The sequence below is a fragment of the Sphingomonas sp. CFBP 8765 genome (assembly GCF_014841445.1).
GTDB classification, from domain to species: Bacteria; Pseudomonadota; Alphaproteobacteria; order Sphingomonadales; family Sphingomonadaceae; genus Sphingomonas; species Sphingomonas aerolata.
Window position 1 is genome coordinate 193,188 of the sequence record NZ_JACYTY010000004.1, and the last position, 14,854, is coordinate 208,041.

A 14,854-nucleotide genomic window follows, 5' to 3' on the forward strand; every position below is an offset into this window, starting at 1 on the left:
ATGAACCGACGCCAGCTCCTCATCGGCACGGCGGGCGCCGGTGTCGGCTTCGTCGTCCGCCCGACCGACGCCTTTGCCGCTGCCGGGGCGGGCCCAGGTCGGCAGGCAGGCGAGGCCGGCGCGTTGCCGATGCCCGCGCCGTCGCGGATACTGCCGCCCGCGATGCATGTTCAGGATCCGTCCTGCACCCGGATCGAACGCGGCTGGGTGTTTCATGAAGGCGATGTCGCGACGCCCGCGCCCGAGGGGCATAATGCGACCTATCTGAGCGTGAAGGCGGGCAATGCGCTTGGCGCCGCGGCGATGGCGTTCGACGATTCGGACTGGACGCCGGTCCGGTTGCCGCACGACTGGGCGTCCGCGCAGCCGTTCGAGCGCGATGCGAATATCTCGCAGGGCTATCGCCGGCGCGGGATCGGCTGGTACCGGCGAACGCTGCGGCTGGAGGCGGACGATCGCGGCAAGACGATCGCGCTGCGGTTCGACGGGATCGCGAGCAACGCGACGATCTGGGTCAATGGCAGCGTCGTCGCGCACAACTGGTCCGCCTATAACAGCGTCGAGATCGACTTGACCCCGTTTGCGCGGTTCGACGACGACCTGAACATGATCGTCGTGCGCGTCGACGCGACCGCGATGGAAGGCTGGTGGTACGAAGGCGCTGGCCTGTACCGGCATGTCTGGCTGATCCGGCGCGGGCCGGTCGCGATCGTCACCGACGGCGTGCACTGCGATCCGCGACGCGACCCGGCGGGGGGCTGGCACGTGCCGGTCGCGGTGACGATCGGCAGCATCGCGCGGGCTGCGGTCGGCGTGACGATCGAGACGATCTTGCTCGACCCGGACGGCAAGCCGGTTGCGACGGCACGCGCGGCGGCGACCGTCGCGCCGCTCGATCCGGTGGTGACGACGCTGACGATGCCGGTGACGGCGCCCCGCTTGTGGTCGATCGAGACCCCGACGCTTTACACTGTCCTCACGCGCGTGATGCGAGACGGCAGCGTCATTGACGAGCGGCGGACACGCGTGGGGTTCCGGACGATCCGCTTCGATGCGGACAGGGGCTTCTTCCTGAATGCTCAGCCGGTGAAGCTGAAGGGCGTGTGCCTGCATCAGGATCACGCGGGCGTCGGCACCGCTATTCCCGACGGGCTGGTCCGCTGGCGGCTCGAACGGCTCAAGGCGATGGGCTGCAACGCGATCCGCTGTTCGCACAATGCCCCGGCGGCCGAACTGCTCGACCTCTGCGACGAGATGGGGTTCGTCGTGATGGACGAGAACCGCCAGTTCAATCCCGCGCCCGACTATATGGCGCAACTCGAATGGATGGTGCGGCGCGATCGCAACCATCCGAGCGTGATCCTGTGGTCGGTGTTCAACGAGGAGCCGATGCAGGGGACGGAGGCCGGCGTCGAGATGCTCCGGCGGATGGTCCATGCGACGCACGCGCTCGACGACAGCCGGCCGGTGACCGCTGCGATGAACGGCGCCTTTTTCGATCCCGTCAACGTCTCGAGCGAAATCGATGTGACGGGGTTCAATTACTATCAGGGCGATTATGATCGCTTCCACCAGCTCAACCCGACCAAGCCGATCACGAGCTCGGAGGATACGAGCGCCTATGAGACGCGTGGGGCCTTTGCCAGCGATCCTGCGCGGCATGTCCAGTCGTCCTATGACGTCGAGGCGGCAAGCTGGGGGGATACGCATCGCGGTACCTGGAAGAAGATCGCCGAGCGGCCGTTCGTCGCGGGCGGCTTCGTGTGGACGGGGTTCGATTATCACGGCGAGCCGACCCCGCATGAATGGCCGACGATCTCGAGCTTCTTCGGCATCCTCGACCTGTGCGGTTTTCCCAAGACCGCGTTCGACATCCACCGCGCGCACTGGGTCGATACCGCGCCGGTGGTGAGCATCACCCCGCACTGGACCTGGCCGGGGCGGGAAGGCCAGCCGGTCACGCTGCTGGTGATGAGCAACGCCGAGCGCGTCGAGGTCCGGCTGAACGGCCGGGTGGTCGGGGAGGCGGCGATCGACCGGATCATGGGGAATGAATTCGTCGTGCCCTATGCGCCCGGGCGGATCGAGGTGATCGCGCGGCGCGGCGGTTCGCAGGTAGCGCGCGCGGCGCATGAGACCGCCGGGCCGCCGGTCGCGTTGCGGCTGACCCCGGCGCGGACCGTGATGGCAGGCGATGGCGAGGACGCGCAGCCGGTGACGATCGATGCGGTCGATGCGGCAGGACGCCATGTGCCGACCGCCAACCTGCCGACGCGGTTCGCGGTCGAGGGGGCGGCGATCATCGGGATCGGCAATGGCGATCCGAACAGCCATGAGAGCGAGAAGGGCAATGCCCGATCACTGTTCAACGGCCTCGCGCAGGTCATCGTCCAGGCGGGCGAGGGGCGAGGGCGGATCGTGATGACCGCGACCGCGCCGGGCCTGAAGCCGGCGCGGCTGACGATCGACCGCGCGGGTCTCGCACCGCCTGCGCAGGTTGCCGTGACGCTAGCTGCGATGGCGATCCGCGAGTGGCGGCGTTCGCCGGCGATGACGGCGCGGCCCGATCCGGCGCTGGCACCGGTCGATGGCGATAATAACAGCTGGGCGTTCGTACGCAGCGGGACGCGAGTCGACCCGGATCGTGCGGGCCGCTGGCGCATCTATCGCACGACGGTCACGCCGTGGCGGCGGGTTGCGCAGGAGGGGGGCGTGATCCGCTTTGCAGCGATCGCCGGGCGTGCGGAGCTATGGGTCGACGGCACGCGGCTTGCGGTAAAGGACGCCGCATCGGTCGGACCGTTGGAGGCGGCGGTGCCGCCGGGCGGCGGCGTGCGGACGATCGCGGTGCTGGTCGAGGCGGCGCCGGGCGTCGTGTCCGGGCTCGTCGGCGGCGTGACGCTGGAGCCGCGCGCACGATAACGAGGGCGGTGCCGTGCCGCCCGTCCCCCGGCCGATGCCGCAGGGACAGGCGGAATGGGCGTCAGGCGGCTGTGTGGATCAGCGTCGCGAGCGTCGCGTCGGTCCCGAGCAGGTGCAACTGACCGGCAGCGGGGCGTGCGGTGGCGCGGAGCCCGAGCCGTGCAAGCCGCGGTTCGTCGATCGCCGCAGCGTCGGCCACTTCGATCCGCACCCGACCGGGGTGGCGGCTCGCGGTGACGACATTGCCCTCGCCCCCGAGTGCGGCAAAGGCCGCTTCCGACAGCCGCACCGCGGTGGTGTCTGGCACGGGTGCGGCAGTCGCAGCGGGCGCAGCGCTGGCGATAACCGCCGGACCGCCCAAGGCCAGCGCATCGCGGATCTCGACCGCGACCACATCCGCGATCGGGCCGAGCACGACCTGCAGCGCGGCGTTCGATGGGCGCAGGATACCGCGCGCGCCGAGCGCCTTGAGAGCCGCGTCGTCGACCGCGGACTGATCGACGACGATCAGACGCAGTCGCGTCGTGCAGGCGCTGACGGTGGTCAGGTTCCCACCGCCGCCAAGCGCCTGTGCGAATGCCGCGCCACGACCGCCTGCTACCGGTGCGGCAGCTGCAACGCTGGCCTCTGCTTCCCGGCCCGGGGTGGCGAGGTCGAACTTGCGGATGAAGAAACGGAACAGCCCGTAATACAGCGCGAAATAGACCGCACCGACGGGGAGCAGCAGCAACGGCCGCGTCGCCTTGCCATAGTTGAGGACATAATCGAGCAGTCCCGCCGAGAAGCCGAAGCCGAGCTTCACGCCCAGCGCGTTCATCAACGCCATCGACAGCCCGGTCAGCACCGCATGGACCGCATAGAGAAGCGGTGCGAGGAACATGAAGCTGAACTCGATCGGCTCGGTCACGCCGGTCAGCGCGGAGGTCAGCGCGAGGCTGAACAACATGCCGCCGACGGCCTTGCGCCGTTCGGGAAGCGCGGCGTGGTACATGGCGAGACACGCGGCGGGCAGGCCGAACATCATGACCGGGAAGAACCCGGCCATGAACGCGCCGGCATCGGGATCGCCTGCGAAGAAGCGCCGCAGATCGCCGGTCGTGCCTTGATAATCTCCGGCGACGAACCAGACGATGTTGTTGACCAGATGATGCAGGCCGGTGACGAGCAGCAGCCGGTTGAACAGGCCGAAGAGGAACAAGCCGATCGCACCGCTGCCGCTGACCGCCAGGCTAAGCTGATCGACGCCCGCGTTCAGGATGCCGAAGCCCATCCCGAAGATGACCGCGAAAACCAGCCCGGCAACGCCGCTGACGATCGGAACGAACCGACGTCCGCCGAAAAAGGCGAGATATTCCGGCAGTTTGATCGCCGAGAATCGATTGTAGAGCAGCCCGCCAGCGAGCCCGGACAGGATCCCGATCGGCACGTCGAGCCGCGCGATCGCCTTGGCCTTCCAGGCTGCGGCGACAATCTCGAGCGTCGGGGTCGCTATCCCCGCGACGACGTCGGCGGGGACGGATAGGAACACCTTGCCCGCTTCGGTCGCGACGAGGAAGCACACGACACCCGCCAGACAGGCCGCCCCGTTGCCGTCACGTGCGAAGCCGGTCGCGACACCGATCGCGAACAACAGCCCGAGATGCGAGAAGATCGCGTCCCCGGCTGCGCTCAGGAACGCGATGTCGAGCAGATCGGGCTGGCCGAGACGCAGCAACAGGCCGGCGATCGGCAACACCGCGATCGGCAGCATGAGCGCACGGCCGAGCGGCTGCAGGGCTTCGAGTATCGACTTCATGCGGCAAACTCCCGGGCGAGCGTTCGGACTTGGGCGGCGGAGGTGCAGGCGAGGCACGCGGTCGCGTGCGCGCGGCAGGCATCCATGCCGAGCGTGGCGACCAGCGCCTTGATCTCCGGAATGATCGCCGGTGCGCAGGAGAGTTCGGTGACGCCGAGGCCGATCAGGATCGGTACGGCAAGCGGTTCGGAGGCCAACCCCCCGCAGACGCCGGTCCAGCGTCCATGGACCGCGCCACCCTTGCAGGTCTGCGCGATGAGGCGGAGGACGGCGGGATGGAGCCCGTCGATACCCGACGCGACCGCCGGATTTCCGCGATCCATCGCCAGCGTATATTGGGTGAGATCATTGGTGCCGACCGACAGGAACTCCGCCTCGCTGGCGATCAGATCCGCGGTCACCGCCGCGGCGGGAGTCTCGATCATGACGCCAACCGGGACGCGATCGGGCAGATCGAGCTCGGCGGCGATCCGGTCGACCGCGGCGCGGACTGCGCGCAGCTCGTCGAGGCTGGCGATCATCGGCACCATGATCCGGCACTGACCCGTGGGGCGTACCGAAAGAATCGCGCGAACCTGATCCTCGAGCATCTGCGGATAGGCGAGCCCGACGCGGATGCCGCGCAGGCCCAGCGCTGGGTTTTCCTCGGCATCCATCGGCAGATAGGGCGCGGGCTTGTCGCCGCCGATATCGAGCAGCCGGACGATCAGCGGGCGACCGTCGAGCGCGTCGGCGATCGCCTGATAGTCGGCGGTCTGTTCGGCAACGCTCGGCGCGGACTCGCGTTCGAGGAACAGGAATTCGGTGCGGAGAAGGCCGGAGCCCTCCGCCCCGTTGTCGCGCGCGAGACGGGCATCGCCGATCGATCCGAGATTGGCGAACGCCTCGATCCGCGTCCCGTCGGCCATGCGGCAGAGTTCGCCGGCGCGCGCGAGCATGTCGGCGCGGCGCATCTCGGCCTGCGCAAGCCGGACCTGTGCGGCGACAAGCGTGTCCGCGTCGGGATCGACGCGCATGAGCCCTTCGCTCGCCTCGAGGATGACGGGCGTGCCGTCCGCCAGCGGGGCAAGCGCGGGGCCGACCGCGACCAGAGCGGGCAGGCCGATCGTCGCGGCGAGGATGGCGACATGCGACGTCGGCCCACCGCGCGCGACGCACAGGCCGATGACCGTCGCGCGGTCGAGCGCGAGAATGTCGGATGGCAGCAGGTCGTCGGCGAGCAGGATCGTCTCAGGCGGAAAGACCGGGACGGTCGTCTCGACGCCTTCGAGGACCGCCAGCAGCTGGCGTTCGAGGTCGAGCATGTCGTCCGCGCGCTCGGCAAGCCGTGCATCGGTGCCGGCACGCAACGCGTCGGCAAGCGGCCGGATCGTGGCGCGCCAGGCGTGGCCCGCGCTCTTGCCCGCGGCGATCTGCGACTGCGTCCCGTCGCGGAGCGCGGGATCGTCGAGCATCGCCGCATGCGCCTCGACGATCGCCTTCTGCGCGCCCGCGCTATGGCGGGTCTGCTCGGCAAGCCGCGCGGCGAGCGTCGTGATCGCGCTCGCGAACCGCTCATTCTCGACGGCGATGCCCTGGCCCTGTTCGGAAACCACGATCTCGGCATGGCGGAACCAGCGCGCCTTGCCGACCGCGAGGCCCGGTGCAGCGGTCACGCCGAGCAGTGCGCCGTCGATCGCCGCACGCACCGGGCTGGCTGCTGCCGGGGCCGGGGCGGGTGCGGGAGTGGTCTCGTCCATGCCGCTGAGGATCAGCGCCGCGATCGCGTCGAGCGCGTCGGCGGCGTCGGGGCCCCGCGCACCGAGCGTGATCGGGTCGTTGTACCGCACCCCGAGCGCGAGCAGCCCGATCGGGCTGAGAATGCTGGACGTGTTCGCATCGCGCGTGACCGTGACGTCCGCGGTATAGCGTTTCGCGAGCGCCCCGACCCGCGCGGCGGGGCGCGCGTGAATCCCGTGCGCAAGCGGCACAGTGATCGTCCGCGTCAGGATTTCGCCCGAGGCCGCGCCACCTGCGACTGCGTCGGGCCGGATGTCGGCTACCGGTTCGATCGTCATCAGCGGGTCGCCGAGCGCGACCTCCCGGTCGGTCGTGCACTGCGTGATGGCGAACCGGTCGGGGTTTACGACGATAATCGGCGTGACGACGGCGCGTGCCTCGCGGACGAGCAGGTCGAGATCGAAGCGGATCAGCGGCGCGCCCGTAACGACCCTGTCGCCGACCGCGACGCAGGGCGAGAAGCCCCGACCACCGAGCGCGACGGTATCGAGCCCGATATGGATCAGGATCTCCGCGCCTTCCGCAGTGCGCAGCGTGATCGCATGGCCGCTGTCGAGCAGCGTCAGCACGGTCGCGTCACAGGGCGCGTAGAGCCCGTCGCCGGTCGGATCGATCGCGACGCCGTCCCCCAGCATGCGGTCGGCGAAGACCGCGTCGGGGACCTGATCGATGGGCAGCGCCCAACCCTGCATCGGCGCGCTCAGGAGGATGGGAGCCATGGGGTCGTCCTTGGTGCCGTAAGGGGGGTAAAGCGGGGCGCGGTCAGGCGGACGGAACGCCGCCGAACCAGGTGCCCAGGGGGTGGAGATCGTGCGTCAGCCGCACCCAGTCGGCACGCTGCCCGGGCGCAAGCGCCCCGCGCGTGTCCGACAGGCCGAGAAACGCAGCCGGATAGGTCGACGCCATCGCGGCGGCGACTTCGGGCGCAAGGTCGAGCCGCGCGACCGCATTGCGAACAGCACCGGTCATGTCGAGATCCGATCCCGCCAGCGTGCCGTCCGCGCCGACGCAGCGGCCATCCTCGACATGGATCGGCCGCCCCTGGATCGTGAAGGACTTATCCGCCGCGCCGACACAGGGCATCGCGTCGGAGACGAGCATGAACCGGTCATGCGGGCGGCTGCGCAATGCGATCCGCAACGCGGCGTCATCGACGTGAAAGCCGTCGACGATGATCCCGCAATAGACCGACTGGTCGTCGAGCGCTGCGCCGACCACGCCGGGCGCGCGGTGGATCAGCGGCGACATCGCGTTGAACAGATGCGTGACGCCGGTGATGCCCGCAGCGATGCCCGCGGCGGCGGTTGCGTAGCTCGCGTCGCTGTGACCGATGCTGACCAGCACTCCGGCGGCGGTGAGCGCGGCGACCTGATCGGCGGTGACGCGTTCGGGCGCGAGTGTCAGCATGACGCGGCCGCGGCGGGGACGCGTCATCAGTTCCATCAGATCGTCGTCGAGATCCTGGAAGCGCGACGCATCATGGATGCCCTTGCGGGCCGCACTGATGACCGGACCCTCGACATGAATGCCGACCACGCCCGGCACGCCGGCATCGATCGCGGCGTCAACCGCATCGAGCGCACGCGCGATCACGTCGGGCGTGTCGCTGATCAGCGTCACCATGAACGCGGTCGTGCCGTAACGGGCATGCGCCGCACCGATGGCGGCGATCCCCTCGACCGTGGTGGCATCGTTGAACAGCACGCCGCCGCCGCCATTGACCTGCGTGTCGACGAAGCCGGGCATGATCCAGCCCCCGTCGAGGTCGATCGTCTCCACGGCCGTGCCCGTAGCGGGCGCCGCGTCGAGGCTGACGATCCGGCCGTCTTCGACGACCATCGTCGCGTCGGTGAGAACAGCGGCCGGCGTGACGATATGGCCGTTGGAAAACCGGAAAGTCGTCATAGCGTGCGCGTGACCTTGGCAAGATGCGAGGGCGCGTCGGGATCGAACCCGCGCGCCACGGAAAGGGCGTTGACGAGCTTGTAGAAGCTCTGGATCATCAGGACCGGCTCGATTGCCGGATGCGCGGTGAGCGCGGGCAGCGTCGCGTCGCCAGCCTGCGCGTCGCGTGCGGCATCGGCCAGCAGAACGCAGGCGCCGCGCCCCGCAAACTCTGCCGCGGCGTCGCGCACGCCGTCGCCGGCCGCGTCGGAGGTCGCCAGCGCGAGTAAGGGGAAACCATCCTCGACGAGCTGCATCGGGCCGTGGCGCACCTCGGCCGAGCTGAAGCTCTCGGCGTGAAGCGCGCAGGTTTCCTTCATCTTCAGCGCCGCCTCGTTGGCGATGCCGAAGCCCGGTCCGCGCGCGATGACGAAGAGGTTGGTGGCGGTACGCAACGGTGCGATCGCGCTTGACCAGTCGAGCGCCCATGCGCGCTCCAGGTCAGCGGGGAGTGCCGCCACCGCGTCGCGCAACGCATCGTCGTCGGCCCATTCCGCGGTGAGTGCCGCCAGCGCCGCCAGCGCGCAGATATAGGATTTGGTCGCAGCGACCGAGCGCTCGGGACCGGCCTTGAGCGCGATCAGCGTGTCGGCGGCGGCGGCGAGCGGCGACGTCTCGTCATTGACCAGCGCGACGACATGCGCGCCGCCTGCCTTCATCGAGGCGACCGTCGCGAGCAGATCGGGGCTGCGGCCGCTTTGCGAGATGGCGATGCAAAGCGTCGTCTGCGCGGAAAGCTCTGCGTCATACAGCGACACGACCGAGGGGGCGGCGGCCGCGACCGGGATGCCGGTCTTCGTCCAGATCAGGTATTTGCCGTAAACCGCGGCGTGATCGGACGATCCGCGGGCGCAGGTAACGACCACCGCGGGCGGTGCGGCCCGCAGCTTTGCGCCGAGTGTCGTGAAGGCGTCGGCATTGGCCGCGAGCAGCCGGGCAACCGCGGCACCCGATTCCGCCGCTTCGCTGAACATCAGCGTGGCTTCCGGGTCGCGTGCCGCCAAGGGGGCGGGGGGGGCGTTGGTCATGACAGCTCGCTCTCAGGATCTTGCACGGTGACCGTATGGCGGCCTTCGTCGTTGGATTATGCCAAGCGTAAGTTATAGATTGGTCTTATTCAAGCGTGTGTTTCTGCGTAAGCATATGTGACAGCTGGCGGATGCGGTCCGTACTGGTCGCGGTGCGGTTCGGCGCGGCGAAACCGAATCGCACGTCCACCGGATCGGCACCGCCGGCGATCGGCTGACGGCACGAGGCGTGGACTTCGGTGATGCCGGTGCGCAGCAGTGCAGGCAGTGATTGCGGGGAAACGCCGCTGCCCGCGAGGATGATGATGCGTCCGGCGGCTTGGCGATGCAGGTCAGCCACTGCCTCGACCCCGTCGATCGCCTTGGGCGTCCCACCCGAGGTGAGAACCCGGTCGAAGCCGAGTTCGATCGCGGTGTCGAGCGCGGCGCCAAGATCGGAGCACACATCGAAGGCGCGGTGCAGCGTCAGCGACAGCGGTCTGCCGCGCTCGCTGCCGAGCATCCGTGCGTGCGCGATCAGCTTGGCCAGAGTTGCCGCGTCGAGCCGGTGGTCGGCCAGGGTTGCGCCGATCACGATGCCCGCGAGCCCGGCGTGCGCAGCGGTGACGATATCGTCGGCGATCAGCGCGATTTCGCGCGGGGTGTAGGCGAAACCGCCCTCACGCGGGCGCACGAGCAGGTGCGCGGGGAGGGGGCCCTGCGCCGCCGCGCGGATCAGCGACGCAGGCGGCGTCAAGCCGCCGACTGCGAGCGCGGCGCACAGCTCGATCCGGTCGGCGCCGCCCTCCACCGCGGCATCGATGCCGTCGAGATCCTCGACACAGACTTCGAGCGTCATGGCGTCGCGCATCATGTGGTCAGCTCGCGAACAAGGCGCGCGCCTTCAGCACCGTGGTGCTGCCGCGCGCGTCGGTGACGGCGTAGGTAAAGCCCGGCAACAGGCAGAAGGCCCCGACCGCGCCCTTTGTATCGAGCGCGAGGAAGCCGACCTGCACGCCGCGTATCGCGTCGCCGCGCAGCCGCGCGATGTGGCGGACCACCTCTTCGCAGGCCTGTTGCGGTGACGCGCCCGCGCGCATCGATGCGACGACGCGCGCCGACCCTGCGACACGCGTGACCTCCTCGCCCAGCCCGGTCGAGGTCGCGCCGCCGACGCCGGCCTCTACATAGAGTCCCGATCCGACCTGTGGCGAATCACCGACCCGGCCGCGCATCTTGAACGCCATGCCCGATGTGGTGCAGGCGCCGGCCATCCGCCCCGTCGGATCGCGCATCAGCAGGCCGATCGTGTCATGGTCGAGCGCGCCACCGGGCGTCCGCGTGATGCGGTTCTCGCTATTGGCCTCGGGGCGATAATCCGCGGTCTTCAGCCAGTCGCGCCACGCCTTTTCCGCCTCGGGCGTCAGCAGCGACTCTTGCTTAAAGCCCTGGTCACGCGCGAACCGCGTCGCGCCTTCGCCGACGAGCATGGTATGCGGTGTCCGCTCCATCACCCGCCGCGCGACGGAGATCGCGTGCATCGTGTTCTCGAGCGCTGCGACTGCGCCGACGCCGCCCGCATCATCCATGATGACCGCATCGAGCGTGACATGGCCGTCGCGGTCGGGATAGCCCGAATAGCCGACGCTGTGATTGTCCGGATCGGCTTCGGGGACCATCGCGCCGGCCTCGACCGAGTCGATCAGCGATCCGCCGGCGCGTCTGCGGGCAAAAGCGGCGGCGTTGGCTGCAGCACCGAAATCCCAGGTCGACACGATCAGCGCAGGCGCAGGGCCGCCGGTTGCGGCGCGCGCGCGGGCGATCGGCGCAACAAAGGGCAGGGCCGCTCCAATACCACCAAACGCGGTCAGCAACGATCGTCTCGTCTTCATCAGCAGCCCCCTGTTGTCACCCTGGCGCCCAGTCGTATCGCAAGTCACGGCAGTCGACCAGTCGTATGGCCATTTTACAACATCCGGTCCGAAACGTTACACAGTGGTCTTACTAAGGTATTGACTGAGACCCGATTATGACCAAAACCTTACGAAGGAGACGGGGGCAGGCGACAACGCTGGCCCAAACAAGGGTTTTTAGTATGAACGTGCGTAATTCGGCGTCTTATATGGCGCTTGCGGGGGCACTGATGGTGTCCGCGACCCCGGCGATTGGACAGGTCACGCCGGCACAGGCCGAGGCTACCACGCCCGCGGAGGCCAAGGTCGAGGCGGATGCGGCGACCGCGACCAGCGCCGTCGACGCGCCGCCTGCCGAAGACCGCGCTGGCGGGGGCGACATCGTCGTGACCGGATCGCGCATCCAGCGTCCGAACATGACCTCCGCCGCACCGATCACCTCGGTCACCTCGCAGGACATCCGCGCCCAGGCTGCGGTCAATGTCGAGGACGTCCTCAACCGCCTGCCGCAGGTCGCGCCCGACAGCCAGCAGACCTATAATGATTCGGACGGCCGGCAGCGGATCAAGCTGCGCAGCCTCGGGTTCGAGCGGACGCTCGTCCTCATCGACGGCAAGCGCCTCGGCACGCAGAACGGGCAGGACGTGGGCATCATCCCGCCGTCGCTGCTTGAGCGCGTCGACGTCCTGACCGGTGGTGCGTCGTCGGTCTACGGGTCCGATGCCGTCGCCGGCGTCGTCAACTTCGTCCTGAAGAAGGATTTCGAAGGCATCCAGCTCGACGGAAACTATAATTTCTACAACCACAACAACAAGGACACGGTGGTCTCGTCGCTGGCACGCGCAGCCGGCTTCAACAGCCCGCGCGGCCTGACCAACGATGGCGGCCGCGCCGACGTCACGCTGACCGCGGGCAAGAAGTTCTTCGACGGGGCGCTGCGGATAAACGGCTTCGTCAACTACAAGCATACCGACGAGGTCCTGCTGTCCGAGCGGTCTAACTCGGGCTGCTACCTTACGCAGACGAGCCTCAACGCGCCGATCTCGTGCGGCCTGACGCCGAGCAGCTCGACGAGCGGCCTGATTTCGCCGCTCGACAGCAAGGGCGTCGCGACGGGGCAGTATGTCAACAACCCCAATGGCACGCGCACCTTCGTGCCGTTCGGCACCGGCGCGGGCAATGCGTCGAACTATTTCAGCAACTATGCCTATCAGCGCCCGTCCGAGCGCGTGAATGCGGGTGGCTTCGTCAGCCTCGACGTCGCGCCGGACGCCGAAGTCTATGCATCGGGCATCTGGTTCCGCGACAAGTCGTATAACAACTACCCGGCGATCGCGGGCGGCAACGTCCAGGTGAACTGCAACAATCCGTTCCTGTCGGCTTCGCAGGCCAGCACGATCTGCGGTGCGGCAGCGGGTACCGCGGCGTTTGCGCCGATCGACATCCGCTATCGCCTTGGCGAGGGCAATGACCAGCCGGACAGCTATCTGAACACCGGTCTGCGCCTGACCGGCGGCCTGCGCGGCAAGGCTGGCGATGCATGGACCTATGACATTGGCGGCGTCTATGCGCGCAACAAGCAGGACTACACGCCGAGCTTCGTCAACGCGGCCAATCTGCGGAATTCGCTGAACGTGGGCGGGACGCTCGCGGCACCGACCTGCGCAGGGACCACGGACGCCGCCTGCGTGCCGTTCGACGCGTTCAGCGCGGGCAACACTAATCCGGCGCTGATCGACTATCTCTACGACCGCGGCACGTCGACCACGATCGGTACGCTGTATGACGTGCAGGCGAACATCACCGGCGATCTCGGCAAGTACGGTGTCACCTCGCCGTTCGCCGAGCAGGGCGTCGCAATCGCGCTCGGCACCGAATATCGCAAGGATACGCTGAAATCGACCGCCGACAGCGTCTACCGCGCCGGGCTTGGTGGCAATGACACCTATCTCAAGCAGGACGTCTGGGAGGCCAATATCGAGGTCCAGGCGCCGCTGATCGAGCACAAGCCGTTCGCGGAACTTTTGCAGGCCAATGGTGGCTATCGCGTTTCGAAGTACAGCAGCAATTCGAGCAGCTTCAACACGTGGAAGATCGAGGGCATTTACGCCCCGGTCAGCGACCTGACGTTCCGCGCCTCGTTCAACAAGGCGCAGCGCGCGCCGACCGTGACCGAGATCCGGCAGGCGACCAATGTCGATTTTGCCCGTGGCGGATCGGGCACGTTCAACGATTTCTGCGCACCGACCGTGACGACCAACGCCGCTGGCGGCGTGACCTATGGCACGCCCGTCGCCTCGCGTGAGGTCTGCCGCGCGACCGGCCTGTCCGACGCGCTGTACGGCAGCCCGACGCTGATCTGTCCGGGGGATGCATCGACGGGGGCGACCGGATGTACGGTTCGCTCGGGCGGTTTCGAAGCCGATCCCGAAACGGCTTATACCCAGACCTATGGCCTGATCGTGAAGCCGCGCTTCGTGCCCGGGCTCGTCTTCTCGGTCGATCGCTACAAGATCAAGATCGACGACTCGCTCGGCTATAACGACTTCAGCTATTACACCGATGGCTGTCAGCGTTCGAACGGCGACGCGTTCTTCTGCCAGGGCATCGTCCGCAATCCCGGCACCGGCACGCTCTACTCGAACGCGGCGAGCAACCCGACGACCGGCTTCATCCGCCAGGGCACGACCAACTTCTACAAGTCGATCGCCCGCGGCTATGACTTCCAGGCGCAGTACACGCTCGATCTCGCCAGCGTCGGCAAGATCGACTGGAACTTCAACGGCTCGCTGACGACCTTTGCAGGTGGTCAGGACTCGCCGGTCCAGCCGACCCGCAACTGCGCAGGCTATTACGGCAATGGCTGCGGTCAGCTGATCCCGAAATGGTCGCACGGCCTGCGCGCGACCTATACGACGGTCGACAAGGGGTTCAGCGCGTCGTTCAACTGGCGCTATGTCGGTTCGCTGACGAATGCGGACAATTCGGGTGATCCGGCGATCGGCGGCACGCCCGAGCGCGAGCGGACCAGCTATTTCCGCGTCTCGCCGAAGAGCTATTTCGATCTCGCGCTCAACTTTGCGATCGACAAGGCGTTCTCGCTGCGCCTGATCGCGAACAACCTGCTCGACAAGAGCGCGCCGATCGTCCCCGATTCCTACAATGTCGCGCTGGCACGGACCAACACGATCCCGCAGCGCTACGACTCGCTTGGTCGCAACCTGGCGGTTGGTGCCACCGTCCGGTTCTGATCCCGTACCCCCACCTCAAGGCCCGCCGGAAACGGCGGGCCTTTTTTTATGCGCGCGTTCGGGGATGAAGAGGCGGGTTCGTGCTTGCGGGCGTGGATCGCATGGTCTAGCGAAACCGCCGCTGCCCGGGGCTTGAAGCCTGCAGGGCGGTCGTGCGGGTGTGGTGGAATTGGTAGACGCGCTGGACTCAAAATCCTGTTCCGAAAGGAGTGCCGGTTCGACCCCGGCCACCCGCACCACCTT

At 68.0% G+C, this 14,854-nt stretch carries 8 protein-coding genes and 1 tRNA gene; 3 read left to right on the top strand and 6 right to left on the bottom strand.

The window, feature by feature from the left end; translation table 11 throughout:
- Window positions 1-2,922: a beta-galactosidase GalA gene (gene galA, locus IFT87_RS12240; protein WP_192008645.1), complete on the top strand. Its 2,922-nt coding sequence runs from the start codon at window positions 1-3 to the stop codon at window positions 2,920-2,922.
- A 61-nt stretch (window positions 2,923-2,983) separates the two neighbouring features.
- Here the strand turns inward: galA and nagE are convergent, their stop codons facing one another.
- The 6 genes from nagE to IFT87_RS12270 all read right to left on the bottom strand — a co-directional run bounded on the left by nagE (window position 2,984) and on the right by IFT87_RS12270 (window position 11,339).
- Entirely contained in the window at window positions 2,984-4,717 is a 1,734-nt protein-coding gene (nagE, locus tag IFT87_RS12245) for an N-acetylglucosamine-specific PTS transporter subunit IIBC (RefSeq protein ID WP_192008648.1), read from the bottom strand.
- On the bottom strand, window positions 4,714-7,215 hold the full coding sequence (ptsP, locus tag IFT87_RS12250; RefSeq protein WP_192008650.1) for a phosphoenolpyruvate--protein phosphotransferase: 2,502 nt from the start codon (window positions 7,213-7,215) through the stop codon (window positions 4,714-4,716). The genes nagE and ptsP overlap by 4 nt, the downstream gene beginning before the upstream one ends.
- A 43-nt stretch (window positions 7,216-7,258) precedes the next feature.
- Window positions 7,259-8,401 carry an N-acetylglucosamine-6-phosphate deacetylase gene (nagA, locus tag IFT87_RS12255; protein WP_031439249.1) on the bottom strand — a complete coding sequence of 381 codons (1,143 nt, stop codon included), beginning with the start codon at window positions 8,399-8,401 and terminating at the stop codon, window positions 7,259-7,261.
- The gene (locus IFT87_RS12260; protein ID WP_042466387.1) at window positions 8,398-9,468 is read right to left on the bottom strand and encodes an SIS domain-containing protein; all 1,071 of its coding nucleotides are present in this window, start codon (window positions 9,466-9,468) and stop codon (window positions 8,398-8,400) included. Before IFT87_RS12260 ends, nagA begins: the two co-directional genes overlap by 4 nt.
- Before the next feature lie 85 nt (window positions 9,469-9,553).
- On the bottom strand, window positions 9,554-10,321 hold the full coding sequence (locus IFT87_RS12265) for a copper homeostasis protein CutC (RefSeq protein ID WP_042466384.1): 768 nt from the start codon (window positions 10,319-10,321) through the stop codon (window positions 9,554-9,556).
- A gap of 4 nt (window positions 10,322-10,325) precedes the next feature.
- Complete coding sequence (locus IFT87_RS12270) at window positions 10,326-11,339, bottom strand: N(4)-(beta-N-acetylglucosaminyl)-L-asparaginase (protein WP_031439246.1); 1,014 nt, start codon at window positions 11,337-11,339, stop codon at window positions 10,326-10,328.
- Between the two features lie 203 nt (window positions 11,340-11,542).
- Here IFT87_RS12270 and IFT87_RS12275 point away from each other — a divergent pair, with 203 nt between their 5' ends.
- Window positions 11,543-14,611: a TonB-dependent receptor domain-containing protein gene (locus IFT87_RS12275; protein ID WP_031439245.1), complete on the top strand. Its 3,069-nt coding sequence runs from the start codon at window positions 11,543-11,545 to the stop codon at window positions 14,609-14,611.
- 154 nt (window positions 14,612-14,765) lie between these two features.
- Window positions 14,766-14,850: transfer RNA gene (locus tag IFT87_RS12280), tRNA-Leu, on the top strand.
- Window positions 14,851-14,854 lie beyond the last annotated feature (4 nt).

Excerpts from the sequence above, each read along its gene's own strand:
- galA (WP_192008645.1), top strand. The coding sequence starts at position 1 with ATGAACCGACGCCAGCTCCTCATCGGCACGGCGGGCGCCGGTGTCGGC.
- nagE (WP_192008648.1), bottom strand. The coding sequence starts at position 4,717 with ATGAAGTCGATACTCGAAGCCCTGCAGCCGCTCGGCCGTGCGCTCATG.
- ptsP (WP_192008650.1), bottom strand. The coding sequence starts at position 7,215 with ATGGCTCCCATCCTCCTGAGCGCGCCGATGCAGGGTTGGGCGCTGCCC.
- nagA (WP_031439249.1), bottom strand. The coding sequence starts at position 8,401 with ATGACGACTTTCCGGTTTTCCAACGGCCATATCGTCACGCCGGCCGCT.
- IFT87_RS12260 (WP_042466387.1), bottom strand. The coding sequence starts at position 9,468 with ATGACCAACGCCCCCCCCGCCCCCTTGGCGGCACGCGACCCGGAAGCC.
- IFT87_RS12265 (WP_042466384.1), bottom strand. The coding sequence starts at position 10,321 with ATGATGCGCGACGCCATGACGCTCGAAGTCTGTGTCGAGGATCTCGAC.
- IFT87_RS12270 (WP_031439246.1), bottom strand. The coding sequence starts at position 11,339 with ATGAAGACGAGACGATCGTTGCTGACCGCGTTTGGTGGTATTGGAGCG.
- IFT87_RS12275 (WP_031439245.1), top strand. The coding sequence starts at position 11,543 with ATGAACGTGCGTAATTCGGCGTCTTATATGGCGCTTGCGGGGGCACTG.